This is a genomic window from Arthrobacter subterraneus (assembly GCF_900099735.1).
Lineage (GTDB): Bacteria > Actinomycetota > Actinomycetes > Actinomycetales > Micrococcaceae > Arthrobacter_D > Arthrobacter_D subterraneus.
Genome location: NZ_FNDT01000006.1, coordinates 149,386 through 167,125 on the forward strand (window position 1 = coordinate 149,386; position 17,740 = coordinate 167,125).

Genomic DNA, 17,740 nt, shown 5'->3' on the forward strand with positions numbered 1-17,740 from the left:
CAACGCTATATGAACTGCGTCACACATAATAGTGAGCACGTGCGTAGACCTTCGAACCGGCAGAGAATGAGGACCTTCAGTGCAGAACTTCCCAGGAGTAGGCGTCAGCCCAGGCCGAGTGATCGGGGCTGTCCGCCAGATGCCCAAACCCGTCAGCGAACCGCCCGCCGGTGAACAGCTTCCCGAGGGCGTGAGCGCGGAGGATGCAACCGCTGAACTGAAACAGGCAGCGACGGCGGTCCATGACGAGCTCAGGGCGCGTTCCGAGCGCGCCACCGGAGACGGCAAGGCGGTCCTGGAAGCAACGGCGCTGATGGCCAAGGACACCATGCTCCTGAAAGGCGCCGCGAAGCTGATCGCAAAGGGAACCTCCAACCAGCGGGCGGTCTGGGAGTCCGCCGCGTCCGTTTCCGAGATGCTCCACAACCTCGGTGGCTATATGGCCGAGCGCGCCACCGACGTGCTGGACGTCCGCGCTCGCATCGTCGCCGAACTCCGCGGCCAGGCGGCGCCGGGCATTCCGGCATCCGACACCCCCTTTGTCCTCGTCGCCGAGGACCTCGCGCCCGCAGACACCGCAACGCTTGACCCCGAGACGGTCCTTGCCCTCGTCACCTCGGGCGGTGGGCCTCAGTCCCACACCGCCATCATCGCGCGGTCGCTCGGCCTTCCCGCCGTGGTGGCCGCGACCGGCGTCGAGGATTTACCGGACGGCGCTGAGGTCTTCGTGGACGGCGCCGCCGGCACGGTGGTCGCCGAACCGGGTGACGCCGAGCGTGACGCCGCGGTCGCCTGGCGCGAAACGGCGTCCCTGCTGGCTGCCTTCGAAGGACAGGGCACGACGGCGGACGGCCACCTGGTGCCGCTCCTCGCCAATGTGGGCGGCGCGAAAGATGCGGCAGCGGCCGCTGAACTGGGAGCCGAGGGCGTCGGCCTTTTCCGGACCGAGTTCTGCTTCCTTGAACGGGACAGCGAGCCCACGGTCGACGAGCAGGCCGCCGCCTACCAGGGAGTCTTCGACGCCTTCCCCGGCAAGAAGGTGGTCCTCCGCACCCTCGACGCCGGAGCGGACAAGCCGCTCCCCTTCCTCACCGATGCGACCGAACCCAACCCGGCGCTCGGCGTGCGCGGCTACCGCACGGACCTGACCTCCCCGGGCGTTCTGCAGCGCCAACTTGAGGCGATTGCACGGGCCGCAGGGCAGTCCGAGGCGGACGTCTGGGTGATGGCGCCGATGATCTCGACGGCGGACGAGGCCGCGACCTTCGCCTCCATGTGCGCCGAGGCCGGGCTGCAGACACCTGGGGTCATGGTGGAAGTGCCTTCCGCTGTGCTGACCGCGGATGCGATCCTGCGCGAGGTGTCCTTCGCCAGCCTGGGAACCAATGACCTCACCCAGTACGCCATGGCCGCCGACCGCCAGCTCGGCCCGCTGGCTGCCCTCAACACCCCCTGGCAGCCGGCGGTACTGCGACTCGTCAAACTTTCCGTCGAAGGGGCAGCCGTGGAAGGCGCCGGCAAACCGGTGGGAGTCTGCGGCGAGGCGGCAGCGGACCCGGCCCTCGCCGTCGTACTGGTTGGCCTGGGCGTCAGCACGCTGTCCATGACGGCGCGCTCGCTCGCGGCGGTGGCCGCCGTCCTCAAGACCGTCACGCTGGAGCAGGCGCGGGAACTGGCGGAGCTGGCGCTGTCCGCCCGCACCGCCGAGGACGGCAGGAACGCCGTGCGTGAAAAGCTTCCGGTACTCGCCGAACTGGGGCTCTGACGGCCTGTATCCCCGGATGGACGGCTTGACGCCGGCCATCCCGGGCACGTAGGACTCAGGTACCAGCCAGCAGACAATCTGAGGAGACACCATGAGCGAAAGCACGTCGGACGAGCCGCAGGAAATTCGGGAGAACCTGCCGGGCAAGCCGCCGGTGGAGCCAGATGTCCAGTCCGATCCCGCCAGTGACGCCAGCAACCAGGGCGACTGGTCCGGCGAGGGCGGGGCAACGCCGGCGGGCGCGGCCACGGACGCCGCGGATGACGACCGCCCGGTCAACGAAGAGGACGCGCAGCGCGGCGGGAGCTGACAATACGCGCGGGAACCGGTTCTAGGATGGGAGGTATGCCTGCCGCCCAAGAATCGGGACCCGCGCCGCTGCTGGTCCTCAACAAGATCGCGAGCATCCTCGATGCGTTCTCCCTCAGCAGGCCTGAACTCACGCTGGCGGATATCCGGAAGGCCACGGACCTCCCCACGTCAACGGTGCAGCGTCTGGTGGGCAATCTGGTGGCGCACGGTTTCCTCGACAAGACCCAGGACGGCTACCGCGTCGGCGTGAAGCTGTCCTACTGGGCGGCCCCCGCCACGCACGGCGTCGAAATCCTGGAGACGCTCAAACCGGTCATGCGGGAGTTGCGGGATTCGCTGGGTGAGACGGTGTGCTTCTACCAGTCGTCGCTGGACTACCGCGTGTGTGTGGCAATGGCCGAAACCCACCACATGCTCCGCCGGGCCATGCACGTCGGTGCCATCCTGCCGCTCCATGCCGGGTCCGCCGGGCGTGTGCTGCTCGCCTGGGACGAGCAGCTTGCCGCTCGGATTCTCGCCAGGGACCTCGATCCGCTGACTGAGGAGACCATCACCGACCGCCAGCGGCTGCGCGAGGCAATCCGGCGCACCCGCACGGACGGCTACGCCATCACTATCGGCGAGCGCGAGTCCGGGTCCAGCGGTCTCTCCGCGCCCGTGTTCAACGCGCAGGCGGACGTGGTGGGCGCGCTGACCATCATGGGCCCGTCGCTGCGCATGCCCCCCGAACTGTGCGAGGCGTGGGTGGAAAACCTGCTGGAGGCCACCGAACGGATCACCCGGATGATCGGCGGCCGTGTGCCCGGCGGCAGCCCACTGCGCTGACCGGCGCCGGGGTCAGATCACCCAGTCGAACGCGCCGGCCTTCGAGCGCGCGCCCTGCGCAGCTTTGGACCGGTTGCTCTCACCCAGTTCCGCGATGATTCCCTCTCCCAGGGTGACCAGTTCAGCGAACGACGACGGCGTGAGCCACTGCGGCCGGGTTGCGAACAGGATGTCCTCACTTGCCGTGTTGCCCGAGGCGCCCGGTGCGAAGGGGCAGCCGCCCAGGCCGGCGAGGGCTCCGTCCACCATGTAGGCCCCGGCGTCAATGGCGGCCAGGGCGTTGGCGACGCCCATTCCCCAGGTGTCATGGCCGTGGAAGACTACTCCCCGTTCCGGGGTCAGCGCCGCCGTCCGGCTGATCAGGCTGGACACCTCGGCGGGGACTGCGTGGCCCAGGGTGTCGCAGATGACCACGTCGCTGGTTCCCCGGCCGCGCTCGTCAGCCACGAGTTCGAGCACTTTGTCGGGGTCCACCGGCCCGTCGAACGGGCAGGTGAAGGAGGTGGCGAGGCACAGCTGGAGGGAGGCGCCGGCGTCGTGCGCGTAGTCCATTGCTTCCGGCAATGCCGCCATGCTGGCTTCGGTGGTGCGCCCGATGTTGGCCTGATTGTGAGCGTCGGAGACGCTGAGGCAGTACTGCAGGTTGCGGGCGCCGGCGGCCGTGGCTTTTTGGACGTGCCGGGGGGTGGCGACCCAGATCCAGCACTTCGCCAATTCCTCCTCGGTGAGGGCGCCGATGACCTCGAGGGTGTTCGCCATCGGAGGGACGAGGTCCGGCCGGGCCATGGACCCGATTTCCAGTGCCGGCACTCCGGCGTCGAGCAGGGACCGGATGATGGCGACCTTGCGGTCGGTGGCGAGGAGCCCTCCGGTCAATTGCAGCCCGTCCCGGAGCGTGACGTCGCGGAGGACAGCGGCGGTGCGGTTCATCGGATCTCCTGTTCGAGGGCTGCGCCCATGTCTTCCAGAATGCGCTGGGTTTCTTCGGCGGAGCGGCCGAGCAGTTCCTGGAGGATGCCCGCCGTATCCTCGCCGAGGTCCGGGCCGAGGTTGCGGATGGGGAGCGATTCGCCGCCGATCACGGGAACGATTCCCGGGAACGCGACGTCGTCGAGCATGTCCTCTCCGGTGGAAACGCTGAAGCGCTGAATCATGTTCCGGGCCGCGTACTGCCCGTCCTCCACGATGTCAGCAGCCGTGTAGATGGGGCCGGCGGGCACTCCGGCCCCGTCCAGGATGGCGAGCGCCCCGGCAGCGGTGTGCCGCGCACTCCACTCGCCAATGGCTGCGTCGAGTTCCTCCCGGCGTTCCCAGCGTGCGGCGTTGGACTGCAGTGCGGGATCGTTGCCGAGATCCGGTCTGCCGATGGCCTCCATGTACCGCTTGAAGATGCCGTCGCCGTTGCCGGCCACCACAATGCTGGCGCCGCCCTTGCAGACATAGGCGTTCGACGGCGCGATGCCCTCCATCCGCCCCCCGGTGCGCTGGCGTCTGATGCCGTAGGCGGTGTAATCCGGCACCAGGGATTCCATGACGGAGAGCATTGCCTCGTTGAGGGCGACGTCAATGATGCGGTGCTCGAGCGGTATCGGCTTTCTGCCGCGCCGGGTCTCGCGTTCAAAGAGCGCCATCACTGAGCCGAACGCGGCGTAGATGCCGGCGATCGAATCCCCGATGGAGACGCCCACGCGGACCGGAGGCCGGTCCGGGTCACCCACGAGTTCGCGGAAGCCGCCGAAGGCTTCGGCCACGGCGGCGAAGCCCGGGCGGGCAGAAAGCGGGCCGGTCTGCCCAAAGGCCGAGATACGGGTCAGGATGAGATCGGGGTTGACCTCATTGAGGCGCCCCGGGCCGATGCCCCACTTCTCCAGGGTGCCGGGGCGGAAATTTTCCAGGACGATGTCGGACTTGGCGGCCAGTTCGAGGACCAGGGCGCGGCCCTCCTCGCTGCGCAGATCCAGCACCATGGATTTCTTGTTCCGGTTGACCGTCCGGTACAGCATTGACGTGTTTCCGGCGTAGAGGCGCCAGTTGCGCAGTTCATCCCCGGTCCGCGGCCGCTCGATCTTGATCACCTCAGCCCCGAAGTCAGCAAGCATCCGGCCGGCGGTGGGGGCGGCAATGTAGTTGCCGAGTTCCAGCACCCGGACGCCCTTCAGCGGAGCGATCGTGTCTTCCACGCGGTTCCTTTCACCGGGACGGCAGCGGCACTGCCATGCTCGATGAGTGATGCAGGCCACAGCTGATAACTACAATGTGAGCACAGGCCCACAATGTGAGTCAAGCTCGGCGTGAGAAAGCTCAATTACCCCGTAACCCTCAGCACGCCCTGCGCACCCCGTTCCGCGTCGACCAGTGAGTGGTTGAGGAACATGTAGTTCCCGGCTTCGCCGAACTCGAGTTCCACGAATCCGCCCTGGGCTGCGGCAAGGTCCAGCGACTGGGCGCCTCCCGTTTCGGCGCCGCCGGGCGGCAGCAGGTAGGCGCCTTCCTTGTACGCGGTGTCGAACTGACCGCCCACCACATGGAAATTGGTTCCTCGTGAAGGCCCGGCGGCCAGTACCCAGAGCCGGACCCGCTCGCCGGTTGCAGCCTCCAGCGGGCGGAACATGTACTGGTTCGCATGCCCGTTCCACATCACGGCGTCAGGCTGTTCCGCAGCAATCCTGCCGACAGCCACCCTGCCGGCAGCCTCGTCAAGGTAGGCCTCGGACTGGATGAGCAGATACTCACGGTGCACCGCGGGCAGGTCCGGTGGATCGATAATCACAGCGCCGAACATCCCGGAGGCGATATGAGCGGAAACCGGCGGCGTGGCGCAGTGGTAGAGCCAGATGCCGGAATGTTCCGCGCGAAACCGGTAGATCAGCGATTCTCCGGGAGGGATCGTCCGCATCACCTGATCGGGCGCCACGGCACCGGCGTGAAAGTCGACTGAGTGGCCCATGGAAGCGTTGTTCACCAGGTTGATCTCGAACGTGTCCCCGACCTTCCCGCGCAGCGTGGGCCCGTTCACCTGGCCGTTGTACGTCCACGCTTCCTGCTTGACCCCGGGGGCAATCTCGCGTTGGGCCTGCTCAATGGTGAAGGTATACCGGTGGGTAGTCCCGGCAGCGGCCGGTTCCAGCGCAGCCTCCCGCGCCTTGAAGTCCGGCGCCGGCTTCCGTGACAGGTCGACCGGTTCGGCGACATCGTCAATCGCGCCTGCGTGGGCACCATGCCCGGAATCCGCTTCTTCGCCGGCAATCGCCCCCAGGGCGTTGATGCCGAAAACCATTCCCATGCTTCGGTGCCCGACGACGGTACACCAGCCCTCCATATCCTCGGAAACCACACCGACGTCGAGGATGGTCGATTCTCCGGGATGCAGCCGGACCGACTTCACCCCGCCCTGGAAACCGAGGTCGTGGACGGTCGTCGGATCGTCGTTGGTCAGTTCGATGACCAGCCTGTCTCCGGCGGGCACCACCACGGACGCCGGAAAGAACTGCATGTCGCGCGCAGAGACCTTTACCGTCGTGGTCTGCCCGGTCGCTGTCACCGCCGTGCGCTCGCCCAGATTCAGTCCGACGGCGGCGGGGTCAACGACGATCCCCGCCCCGATTCCTGCCAGCACCACGGCAACACCCGCGGCTGCCCACGCCAGGTGCCGCTGCGGGGGCGGCGGCTGCTCAATGCGCACCCGAACGGGCGCCCCGGGCTCGCTGAGTGCCGCCTTTCGCCCGGCAACGGAAGCCCTCACTGCGCGGACCATCAGCGGAAGGAACGCGGCATAGGCGCACAGCACGAGGGCCGAGGTGATCACACGTACCCAGCTCGCCTCGCTCAGCAGGAAGACCAGCAGGCCGAGGTTGATGACCACGATGCGCAGCATGGCAAAACGGCTGAGTTCCGCCAGCGCACCGCGAACCGCCGCCGGACCGCCGCCCATCACCGTCGGCATGAGGAAGCTCATGGCACCCAGGAGCACCTGGGCCATAAAACCGGCAACAAAGGGAACGGTGAGCGCCTGCAGCCGGTCAGGCTCCAGGGGTCCGGTCACGATGATGACAAGGAGTGCGGCCAGTGAACCGGCCAGCCACAGCAGGGAGGCGGCAACCGAGAACGTCGAATAGTCATCCGGGCGCTTCTGCCGTGCGCAACGGAACAGGTACAGCCCAATGAAGCCCACGCCGTCGAGATAGACGAGAACACCGAGCGCCCCGACAACCGGCCAGCCGCCCAGCGCGCCTGCAGCCGTGAGGGCAGTTCCGCCGAGCAGCGCGGCCAGGCCCCAGCGCCCTGCCCGCGCGAGCCCGTCAACCATGCGGGTGCGCAGCATGGTCGGCCACAGCGTGATCAGCGTGCCCATCACTGTGAGCCCCACGAAGCCCAATATATTGACTGCCTGGTGGGCCAGCAGGAATCGCCCATGCGCCTGCCCGTCCAGCCCGTAGGCCAGAACGGCGCCGAAGGCTGCACCGACCGGCAGCAACAGCGCCGCAGCAATGTAGTAGCGGATCGTCGCGCCATAGCGGGACGGCAGCGCCCTGCGCATCTGCTGCATCAGGGAGACCGCATGCCAGGTGACCATCGCACCGACGACGACGGCACCCGCCAGTGTCAGCGCCCAGACCCCGGCGAGCACTCCAGCGATCGTGACAACAATGCCGAGGTTCAGGAGACGGATACGCCCCACCTGGGTGCGCCTGGCCTCCTCGCCCAGCCGGTTCTTCAGGAGCGCCTCGGCGAAGTGCTGGCTCCAGATCAGGATGGAGTTGGTGACCATGCCCAGCACGAACATGTGGACAAGCAGCCAACGGGCCTCGGGCACCCACCGGTGGACCATGGCCAGAACGATCAGCAGCACAAACCAGACCAGCACGGGCCTGCTGGCCTTGCGATGCCAGGAAGCCCGAGCCGTCGTCGGCCGCTGTGGTTTGGTGGCCATGGTTACCGGTTGCCCTTTGGACTAGTTTGCGGAGCCGATCCAGAGGTCCGGGCCGAACACCTCGTAGTGGATGCGTTCGGCCGGAACTCCGGCAGCGAGAGCTTCAGCGCGGATGTTCTTCATGAACGGAAGCGGGCCGCACAGGTAGACCGACGCGCCCTCCGGAAGATCGAGTCCCTTCAATGACATGAACCCGGGGTGTGCGCCGCCAGTGGGATTCTCCAGCCAGAGTTTCAGCTCCGCGCCGGCGAGTGCTTCGATGTCGGCGTTCATCTGGTCCTTCAGCGCCCACTGCTCCATGTTCCGCTCCGCGTGAAGCACGAGGACTTCGCGGTCCGAGCGCTGTTCCACGAGGGAACGGAGGATGGATGCGGCGGGAGTGCAGCCGATACCCGCGGTTGCGAGCACCAGCGGGGTCTCGCCGTCAGCCAGGGTGACGTCACCGTAGGGGTTGGATACCTCGATGGTGTCCCCCACCGCGATTGTGCTGTGCAGGACCGGTGATACTTCACCGTTGTCGTCGAGTTTGGTAGTGAAAACGCGACGGTGTGAGCTCGTCTCTGCCGAAAGGGTGTACTGGCGCACCTGACGGATTCCATCAGATAACTGCACGCGTACACTCACAAACTGGCCGGGCTGGGCAATGGTTACCGGAGTATCGTCCGCCGGTTCCAGGGTGAACGTCATGGCTGCGGTTCCGGCCGGCTGCTTGTCGACGACGGCCCAGGGGCTCCATGGCCTGTCATTGGCCTGGGCGGCATACAGGCCCTTCTCGATCTTGATCAGCGCGTGGGCCATCAGCCAGTAGACCTCACTCCAGGCGTCGGCGATCTCGCTGGTGATCACGTCACTGAGCTCATCCGCGATTGCCTCGAACAGGTACTTGTAGACGACGTCGTACTGCTCAGGCGCGATCCCCAGGGAGGCGTGCTTGTGGGCAATCCGGGAGAGCATCACCTCGGGGTATGTGTCCGGGTTCTTCACCAGATGGGCCGCGAATCCGGCAACGCTGCCGGCGAGCGCCTGCTGCTGCGATCCGTTCTTCTGGTTTGAGCGGCTGAACAGCCCGTCAAGCAGCTCGGGATGGGCGGCGAAAAGACGGCCATAGAAGTTCTTCGCGATGCCCGGCATGCGTTCGCCCACGAGGGGAAGGGTGGCCTCGACAATGGGAAGGGACTGGTCCGAAAGCATCGTTTCTCCTGCGTTGGAAGGGACTTATAAGAGAAAACTAGCATTGAAAATGCTAGTTTTTGGACACTTTTCTACAGTGTGTAGAAAAGTTACTTGAATTGGCGCGGTCAGGCAGATTGACGGGTGTGCAACGTCACAAAAACAGGCCCCATCTGCTGCGGTTTCGGCAGTTCTGCGATGACGAGGTCGTCGAGCTCGGAGTAGAAAGCCTCACGCGCCCGGCGGAGGGCGGCACGCAGCGAGCACCGGTGGTTGAGGGGACACCCGCCCGTGGCGCTTTCGCAGTCCACGACGTCGGTGCGGTCATCAAGCTGGCGGAGCACCCAGCCGACTGTCGCACGGCGTCCGGCAGCGCTGAGAAGCACTCCACCGCTTCGTCCACGCGTAATATCCACCAGCCCCAGGTCACGCAGCCTCGCGATGGCCTTGCTGACATGGTTGTACGGCGTACCGATGGCGTCCGCGATGTCCCGCGAGGTCAGGAGTTCACCCGGCGGGGCTGAGGCCAGCAGCATGACGGCGCGCAGGCACACGTCAGCAAACGCATTGATCCTCATGTTTCAAGGATAGATGCACCGGAAAGTTGTTGCTCAGCGCGCCGAACCCGATAGCGCACAGGGGCAGGGTTCAGCCTGGTTGTGCGCGGACCTGCCTGGGCCGGCTCTTGACCGCGAAGATGGTGAAGAGCAGGGCGACCAAGGCGGTCACGCTGAGGAGCATGAGCCCGATGAAGTAGCTGTTGTCTTCGGCATTGTAGGTAGCTCCCATCACCAGCGGCGGAAAGTAGCCTCCCAGGCCTCCGGCAGCGCTGACAATTCCGGCTACCGCTCCAACCTTCTCCGGTGGAGACAACACGCCCACCCAGGCGAACACCCCGCCCGCGCCAAGCCCCAGCGCCGCAGCCATTGCGAGGAAAGTCAGGCCCGCCGGCACTTCACCGGCGGGTTTGAGGTTGACCACCCAGGCAAGGACTGCCACCGCGGCGAGGGAGGTGATGACTACCGGTTTGGCTCCGAGTTTGTCCGCGAGGATTCCGCCGACCGGGCGGGCCAGGACTGCGGCCAGAGCGAAGCCCGCCGTGCGGGTGCCCGCAGCAGTGAGGTCGAATTCGTAGATGTCCCGCAGATACGTGGGCAGGTAGGTGGAGAAGGAGACAAAGCCGCCAAAGACCACCGCATACAGGAAGCACAACCGCCAGGTGACACCGAGCTTCGCGGCTCCCACTAGCTTCGCCCGGACTCCCGTGGAAGGTGCCGCGGCCCGGGCGGGAGACTCCTGCATGAACAACCACACAACCCCCGCAGTTGCCACCAGAAGCACTGCGATCAGGAGGTGTGTCGCCAGATACCCGATCAGGTCAACGAGCCTGGGGATGGAAAACGCGGACAGTGCGGTGCCGCCCATCCCGGCGCCAAAGACGCCGGTGGCGAACCCGCGTCTTTCCGGTTCATACCAGGCGGAGACAAAGGGTATCCCGACTGCGAAGACAGTTCCCGCGATGCCCAACAGAAAACCGGCGGCAATAAGCACCGGATAGGAGCCGATGGTGCCGCCCAGGGCAACCAGCAGGATCGGCGGCACGGAGACCAACAGCACCGCCGTGAACATGATCCGACCGCCGTACCGGTCCGTCAGCACTCCGACCACAATCCGCCCGATCGATCCCACCAGGACGGGCATCGCCACCAGTGCCGCTGTTGCGGAGGGCGCCAGCTCCAGCTGCGCTGTATAGGTACCGCTGAGCGGCGCGACCACCGTCCAGGCGAGGAAGCCCACTACGGAGGCCAGCGTTGCCAGCACCAGGTTCCGGGTTCTCGCTGAACTGGAGATGGCTTCCGGCGGTGCGCCCGTCGGCGTTTCAGCGCTCATTTCTCCTCCCTTTCCTGATCCGTCCTAGCGCGTCCGGTTGTCACGGTCGCGCGTACCAACGGGGGCCCAGCCGCGGCGCGTCGGGGAACTGGAGGAACCCCGGCGGTCCCGGGAGCGGTACACGATGTAGGGCCTGAAGAGGTAGTGGAGCGGGGCGGTGAACGCATGCACAAGGCGCGTGAAGGGCCAGATGACAAAGAGCAGCATGCCCACCAGCGTGTGGAGGTGGAAGGAAAACGGAGCGGCCGCCATGGACGCGATGTCGGGCTGGAGGATGAAGAGGGAGCGGAACCACGGGGCGACGGTCTCCCGGTAGTTGTGGCCGTGCCCACCAAGGAACACGCTCGCCAGCGTGGTCCAGAGGCCGAAGACGATAGCGGCGGCGAGGACTACATACATCATCTTGTCGTTGCGGGTTGTCGCCATGAACACCGGCCCGATTTTGCGGCGACGGTAGATCAGGATCGCCATTCCGCCGAGTGTGCCGATTCCGGCGACACCCCCGACAAAGAGCGCGTTGAAATGATAGAAGTCCTGGCTCATCCCGACCGCTTCAGTCCAGGACATCGGTATGACCAGGCCGAAGAAGTGCCCGGCCACCACCGCGAGTATCCCGAAGTGGAATAGCGGCGATCCGATGCGCAGCAGCCTGGATTCGTACAGCTGGGAGGAGCGGGTCGTCCAGCCGAACTGGTCGTAGCGGTAGCGCCAGATGAGTCCGCCGATGAGCACCGCCATCGCGACATACGGGGCAATCCCCCAGAGCAGGACGTCCATGGTCAGCCTTTCGATGAACTGAGCGGCAGGAGCCGCGGATCGTACGGGTCCAGGCCCACGGATTCGGTGGGCGGCCCTTGCCCCGCCAGGCGCATGACGGCGTTCCGGTCCTCCGGGGACGGGCCGGGGAGGGTGTCGCAGACGGCCCGGACAATACCCGCGTGGGCCAGCCTGTCGTCCTGTAGCGCCAGCCGGAGCAGCTCGATGCTCGGCCGGAACTTCAGCAGCAGCTCCCGGCCTGCGCCGGGGTTCACGGTGGCCGAGAATTCCAGGACCATCGGCAGGTAATCGGGGAGCTCACCACCCGTGTCCACCAGCACGTCACTTTTCCGGTACACCTGCTTGAACTCCGTGAGCACCTCTCCCCTCCTCCGGGTGTCGCCGTCGGTCCAGTAGGACAGGTGAAGGGCATGCCTCCGGCTCAGGTCAAACTCCTGCACGTAGGTGGCCTGAATTTCGGGCAGGGTGCCCATTTCGAGTTGCTGAAGGACAGGCTCAAAAGGGGCCAGTGCGCCGTCGTGCTCGGCGAGCGCCGCGCGGATGACCGGGACCTTCGCGAGCAGGTCCTCATCCGGATAGGAAAGACACCAGGCCGCCGAGAGGTAGGTGACAGCAATCCTTGTGGCCGCCCCGTTGTTCTCCTTCTTCGATGTCCGGGCACCGAACAGGCCGCTCATCGCGGCTCCTCCCCGTCCTGCCTGTCAGGGAACATGCCCTCCGGCACACCGTTCCCGTCCCAATTCAGCAGGTTCACCCGGCCGCGCAGGGTCTCCCGTCCGCCCGGTGCGTCCGAGGTCTGCCGCTGCTGCAACGCGTGGAAGGTTTCCACTGCTACGGGCGTGGGCACGCCGCTGGCCTCTCCGAAGGGTGAGTCCTGCATGCCGGGTCCGCCGTCGTAATCCAGGGAACAACCCATCTCCTCGAGGTCGTGTGCCTGCTCGACGTGTGCTTTCGGGATGACGTAGCGCTCCTCGTACTTGGCGATGGCCATGAGCCGGTACATTTCGTACATGGTCTCGCCCTCCATCCCTACCGCTTCCGGGATCGAGTCGTCAGGGTCGTTCCCCAGGCTGATGCCGCGCATGTAGGAGCGCATGGCCGCGAGTTTTTTCAGGACTCCCGTAACCATGTCGGTGTCGCCGGCCGTGAAAAGTTCCGCGAGGTACTCAACCGGGATTCGCAGCTCATCGATCGCGCCGAACAGGTTGCCGTGATCTTCGGCGTCGTGCCCCTGGTCGCGCAGCAGGTCCACGATCGGAGAGAGCGGCGGCACGTACCAGACCATGGGCATGGTCCGGTATTCCGGGTGCAGCGGAAGGGCGATCCTGTACACCTTCGCGAGTGCGTAGACCGGCGACCGCTGGGCCGCGTCGATCCAGTCGTCAGGGATCTCCTGCTCGCGCGCAGCCGCCACAACGGCGGGATCGTTTGGATCAAGCAGGACGTCAAGCTGAGCCTGGTAGAGATCCCTGTCCTCCGGAACGGAGGCCGCTTCGGTGACCTTGTCGGCGTCGTACAGGAAAAGCCCCAGGTACCTCAGCCTGCCCACGCAGGTTTCGGAACATACCGTAGGCAACCCCACCTCCACCCTGGGGTAGCAGAACGTGCACTTTTCCGCCTTGCCCGTCTTGTGGTTGAAGTAGATCTTCTTGTACGGGCACCCTGTGACGCACTGGCGCCAGCCGCGACACTTGTCCTGATCCACCAGGACAATCCCGTCTTCCACCCGCTTGTAGATGGCACCCGAAGGGCAGGATGCCATGCAGGAGGGATTGAGGCAGTGTTCGCAGATCCGGGGCAGGTAGAACATGAAGGTCTGCTCGAACTCGAACTTGATCTTGTCCGCGGACTCCCTGCGAACCTTCTCCACCAAGGGGTCCAGGTGGCCCATTTCCGAGGTGCCGGCAAGGTTGTCGTCCCAGTTGGCGGACCAGGTGACTTTGGTGTCTTCTCCGGTAATCAGTGACTTGGGCCGGGCAACCGGGAAGTCGTCGCCGAGCGGTGCGTCCACGAGGTTCTTGTAGTCGTAGGTCCAGGGTTCGTAGTAGTCCTTCAGCTCGGGCTGTACGGGGCTCGCAAAGAGTCCCAGCATCTTGCGGAGCCGTCCGCCTCCCTTCAGTTTGAGCCGGCCGCGCTTGTTCAGGGTCCAGCCGCCGCGCCACTTCTCCTGATCCTCGTAGCGCCGTGGATACCCCTGCCCCGGCCGCGTCTCGACGTTGTTGAACCAGACATATTCCGTGCCCGCCCGGTTGGTCCACGCCTGCTTGCAGGTCACCGAGCAGGTGTGGCACCCGATGCACTTGTCGAGATTCATCACCATGCCCATTTGAGCCATGACACGCATCAGTACTGCACCTCCTGGGAACGACGACGGACGCGCGTCACCATGTCACGCTGGTTTCCCGTCGGGCCGAGATAGTTGAAGGCATAGGCCAGTTGGGCGTACCCGCCGATCATGTGCGTGGGTTTGACCAGCAGGCGGGTCACCGAGTTATGGATCCCGCCGCGCCGGCCGGTCGCCTCGGATTTCGGCACATCAATGGTCCGTTCCTGTGCGTGATACACAAAGACCACGCCGGCCGGCATCCGGTGGCTGACAATGGCCCTGCCGACAAGCACACCGTTGGTGTTGACGCACTCAACCCAGTCGTTGTCCCTGACCTCGATGGACTCGGCGTCACCCGGGCTCATCCAGACGGTCGGGCCGCCGCGGGAGAGGGAGAGCATCAGCAGATTGTCCTGGTACTCGGAGTGGATGGACCACTTGGAGTGCGGCGTCAGGTACCTGACGGTGATTTCCCGGGTGCCGTCCGGGCCGAGCTTCGGTTCACCGAACAGACGGTTCATATCCAGCGGCGGACGGTAAATGGGAAGTGCCTCGCCGACGTCACGCATCCAGTCATGGTCCAGGAAGAAGTGCATGCGGCCGGTGAGGGTATGCCATGGTTTGAGCCGCTCGACATTGACGGTGAACGGCGCATACCGGCGGCCTCCCGTTTCCGAGCCGGACCATTCCGGGGAGGTGATCACCGGCACCGGCGCGGCCTGCGTCTGCGCGAAGGTGATGCGCTTTTCCTCGGATCCCTCGGCCAGATCGGCGAGCTTGACGCCGGTGCGCTTCTCGAGATCCTTGAACCCCTGCACCGCGAGCTCACCATTGGTGGTACCGGAGAAGGCGAGGATGGCCTCTGCAAGTTTGGCGTCAGTGTCGATTGCCGGACGGCCGTTGCCTGCTCCGCCCCGCATCACGCCGTTCGAGTGGCCCAGGCGGTCAACCTCGCGGCTCACACGGTAGGTGATGTTCTTCACCGTGAACCCCAGGGTGTCCGCCAACGGTCCAACGGTAGCCAGCTTGTCAGCGATGGCCGTGTAGTCCCGCTCCACCACCTGGAAGTTCGGCATGTTCTGTCCAGGCACGGCCGGGATATCTTCCCTCCGCCAGTCACGCACCACGCCGCCGGGCTGGGCCACCTGGCCGGGAGTATCATGCTGCAGCGGCACACTGACAAGGTCCTTGCGGACCCCCAGGTGGGTCCGTGCCTGGCGGGAGAACTCCTTTGCCAGGAGGTGAAAAGTCTCGAAGTCGGACTTCGACTGCCACGGCGGGTCGATGGCCGGTGTGAAGGCATGGACAAAGGGGTGCATGTCCGTGGAGGAGAGGTCGTGCTTCTCATACCAGGTGGCTGCAGGGAAGACGATGTCGGAGAGCAGGGTGCTCGACGTCATCCGGAAGTCAGCGGTGACCAGCAGGTCGAGCTTTCCCTGCGGTGCTTCCTCATGCCATTTCACGTCCCTGGGAAGCTGGCCGCTTGAGTGGTCTTCACCCATCACGTTGTTGTGGGTCCCAAGCAGGTTGCGGAGGAAGTACTCATTGCCCTTTGCGGAGGAGCCGAACAGGTTGGACCGCCAGAGCATCAGGGTGCGGGGCCAGTTCTTGGGCGAGTCGACATCCTCAATGGCCGGGTGGAGTTGCCTGCTCTTCAGCTGCGCGGCGATGTACGACGGCGTATCGGTCGCCTGCCCGTTGTCCACGGCGTTTTGAGCTTCCTCCGCCAGATCCAGCGGGTTCCTGTCGAACTGCGGATAGAACGGCATCCACCCGAGGCGGTTGGACTGGGCGAGCGCGTCCGCCGTGTGCATCCCGTCAAGGTTCCCGGTGGACAACGGTGACTTGAGGGCGTCAGCGGAATAGCCGTCCTGGCGCCACTGGTCGGTGTGCATGTACCAGTAGCCGGTGCCGATCATGGTGCGCGGCGGCCTCGACCAGTCCAGTGCGTTCGCCAGCGAAATCCAACCGGTGATCGGCCTGCACTTTTCCTGGCCCACGTAATGCGCCCAGCCGCCCCCGTTGCGGCCCATGCAGCCTGTGAGCATGAGCAGGGAGAGCACCGCCCGGTAGGTAGCGTCACCGTGGAACCACTGGCAGATTCCGGCGCCCATGATGATCATCGACCGGCCGTTGGACTGTTCTGCGTTGCGCGCGAACTCACGTGCCACACGGATGCAGGCCTGGGCCGGGACGCTGGTGATTTCCTCCTGCCAGGCGGGCGTGTAGGGCGTTGACGCGTCGTCATACCCGCTGGCCCATTCCCCTGGCAGACCGTCCCGCCCTACACCGTATTGAGCGAGCATCAGGTCAAAGACGGTGGTGACCAGGTGCCCTTCCACTTCCCGCACCGGAACCCCGCGGCGCTGGACGCCCGCCTCACCGGACGGGTCATCGAATCGCGGCATCAGGATCTCCGCGGTGCCGGCGTCGGCTGTCTCCAGCATGGACAGGGCCGGGTCGGTGTCCCCGAGGTCCAGATTCCACTTGCCCATGCCGCCGTCGTTATAGCGGTGACCCATGGTGCCGTTCGGGACCACTGCCTGCCCGGTTTTCCGGTCGAACAGGACGGTCTTGAAGGCATCATCCTCGCCGGGTGCCTGTGAGGCGAGGTCCGCGGCGGTGAGAAATTTGGTCGGGACCAGGCCGCCGCCGTCGTGCTCTTCCAGCCGGACCAGGAACGGAAGGTCCGTGAACCGGCGTACATAGTCCCGGAAGAAGGGCACCTCGCGGTCCACGAAGAACTCCTTGAGCATTACATGCCCCATGCCCATCGCCAGCGCAGCATCGGTGCCGGCCTGCGCGGGCAGCCACTCATCGGCGAACTTGGTGTTGTCCGCGTAATCCGGGCTGACCGAGACAACCTTGGTGCCGCGATACCGCACCTCGGTCATCCAGTGGGCATCGGGCGTCCGGGTGACCGGGACGTTGGACCCCCACATCATGAGGTAGGTGGAGTCCCACCAGTCACCTGACTCCGGCACATCTGTCTGGTCCCCGAAGACCTGGGGGCTGGCCACCGGAAGGTCTGCGTACCAGTCGTAGAAGGAGGTCATCACCCCACCGATGAGCTGGATGAACCGTGTGCCTGCCGCATGAGACACCATGGACATCGCCGGGATCGGCGAGAACCCGGCCACGCGGTCCGGGCCGTGTGCCTTGATCGTGTGGACGTGGGCCGCGGCAGCGATTTCGACGGCTTCCTGCCAGGAAATCCGGACCAGGCCGCCTTTGCCGCGTGCCTGCTGGTAGCGCCGGCGCCGTTCGGGATCATTCACGATGTCTGCCCAGGCGAGCACCGGGTCCTTCAACCGGGTTTTGGCCTCCCGGTACATGTCAATGAGCACTCCGCGGCCGTACGGATAGCGGACCCGCGTCGGAGAGTAGGTGTACCAGGAGAATGCCGCTCCCCGCGGGCAGCCGCGCGGCTCGTATTCCGGGCTGTTGGGGCCGACGGATGGGTAATCGGTCTGCTGCGACTCCCACGTGATGATGCCGTCCTTGACATACACCTTCCACGAGCACGACCCGGTGCAGTTCACCCCGTGGGTGGAGCGGACCACCTTGTCATGGCTCCAGCGGTCACGGTAGAAGATGTCACCGCTTCTTCCACCCTCCCTGAAGACTGCCCGTCCATCATCCGTTTCATCCCATTTGGAGAAGAAGCGGCCGAATTTCAGAAGCGCGTCAGAGGCCGGACCATCAACCCCCGCGCGAACAGGTCCCTGTGCCATAAAAGCAACCT

The 17,740-nt window shown here is 65.5% G+C and carries 13 protein-coding genes; 3 read left to right on the forward strand and 10 right to left on the reverse strand.

Going from position 1 to position 17,740, the window contains the following annotated elements:
• Positions 1 to 79: 79 nt before the first annotated feature.
• The 3 genes from ptsP (at position 80) to BLS52_RS09115 (ending at position 2,902) form a co-directional block, all read left to right on the forward strand.
• Positions 80 to 1,765 carry a phosphoenolpyruvate--protein phosphotransferase gene (gene ptsP, locus BLS52_RS09105; protein WP_090586094.1) on the forward strand — a complete coding sequence of 562 codons (1,686 nt, stop codon included), beginning with the start codon at positions 80 to 82 and terminating at the stop codon, positions 1,763 to 1,765.
• A 91-nt stretch (positions 1,766 to 1,856) separates the two neighbouring features.
• Positions 1,857 to 2,075, forward strand: a complete 219-nt coding sequence (locus tag BLS52_RS09110) for a hypothetical protein (RefSeq protein ID WP_217636733.1) — start codon at positions 1,857 to 1,859, stop codon at positions 2,073 to 2,075.
• Between the two features lie 35 nt (positions 2,076 to 2,110).
• A complete protein-coding gene (locus BLS52_RS09115; RefSeq protein ID WP_026544833.1) occupies positions 2,111 to 2,902 on the forward strand; it encodes an IclR family transcriptional regulator in 792 nt (263 codons plus the stop codon).
• Between the two features lie 12 nt (positions 2,903 to 2,914).
• Here BLS52_RS09115 and BLS52_RS09120 read toward each other — a convergent pair whose 3' ends face one another.
• The 10 genes from BLS52_RS09120 to BLS52_RS09165 all read right to left on the reverse strand — a co-directional run bounded on the left by BLS52_RS09120 (position 2,915) and on the right by BLS52_RS09165 (position 17,729).
• Positions 2,915 to 3,832 carry a beta/alpha barrel domain-containing protein gene (locus BLS52_RS09120; protein ID WP_090586097.1) on the reverse strand — a complete coding sequence of 306 codons (918 nt, stop codon included), beginning with the start codon at positions 3,830 to 3,832 and terminating at the stop codon, positions 2,915 to 2,917.
• Positions 3,829 to 5,082: a CaiB/BaiF CoA transferase family protein gene (locus BLS52_RS09125; protein ID WP_090586098.1), complete on the reverse strand. Its 1,254-nt coding sequence runs from the start codon at positions 5,080 to 5,082 to the stop codon at positions 3,829 to 3,831. The genes BLS52_RS09120 and BLS52_RS09125 overlap by 4 nt, the downstream gene beginning before the upstream one ends.
• A gap of 125 nt (positions 5,083 to 5,207) precedes the next feature.
• On the reverse strand, positions 5,208 to 7,832 hold the full coding sequence (locus BLS52_RS09130; protein ID WP_090586101.1) for a multicopper oxidase domain-containing protein: 2,625 nt from the start codon (positions 7,830 to 7,832) through the stop codon (positions 5,208 to 5,210).
• Between the two features lie 21 nt (positions 7,833 to 7,853).
• The gene (locus tag BLS52_RS09135) at positions 7,854 to 9,023 is read right to left on the reverse strand and encodes a globin domain-containing protein (RefSeq protein ID WP_026544829.1); all 1,170 of its coding nucleotides are present in this window, start codon (positions 9,021 to 9,023) and stop codon (positions 7,854 to 7,856) included.
• Positions 9,024 to 9,130: 107 nt separating this feature from the next.
• On the reverse strand, positions 9,131 to 9,580 hold the full coding sequence (locus BLS52_RS09140) for an RrF2 family transcriptional regulator (RefSeq protein ID WP_026544828.1): 450 nt from the start codon (positions 9,578 to 9,580) through the stop codon (positions 9,131 to 9,133).
• 70 nt (positions 9,581 to 9,650) lie between these two features.
• Entirely contained in the window at positions 9,651 to 10,892 is a 1,242-nt protein-coding gene (locus tag BLS52_RS09145; RefSeq protein WP_090586102.1) for an MFS transporter, read from the reverse strand.
• A gap of 24 nt (positions 10,893 to 10,916) precedes the next feature.
• Positions 10,917 to 11,669, reverse strand: a complete 753-nt coding sequence (gene narI / locus BLS52_RS09150) for a respiratory nitrate reductase subunit gamma (RefSeq protein WP_026544827.1) — start codon at positions 11,667 to 11,669, stop codon at positions 10,917 to 10,919.
• A 2-nt stretch (positions 11,670 to 11,671) separates the two neighbouring features.
• Complete coding sequence (narJ, locus tag BLS52_RS09155) at positions 11,672 to 12,346, reverse strand: nitrate reductase molybdenum cofactor assembly chaperone (RefSeq protein WP_084033561.1); 675 nt, start codon at positions 12,344 to 12,346, stop codon at positions 11,672 to 11,674.
• Positions 12,343 to 14,013, reverse strand: a complete 1,671-nt coding sequence (gene narH, locus BLS52_RS09160) for a nitrate reductase subunit beta (RefSeq protein WP_090586105.1) — start codon at positions 14,011 to 14,013, stop codon at positions 12,343 to 12,345. Before narH ends, narJ begins: the two co-directional genes overlap by 4 nt.
• Positions 14,013 to 17,729, reverse strand: coding sequence for a nitrate reductase subunit alpha (locus tag BLS52_RS09165; RefSeq protein ID WP_090586107.1), 3,717 nt, complete (start codon positions 17,727 to 17,729; stop codon positions 14,013 to 14,015). Before BLS52_RS09165 ends, narH begins: the two co-directional genes overlap by 1 nt.
• Positions 17,730 to 17,740: the final 11 nt, after the last annotated feature.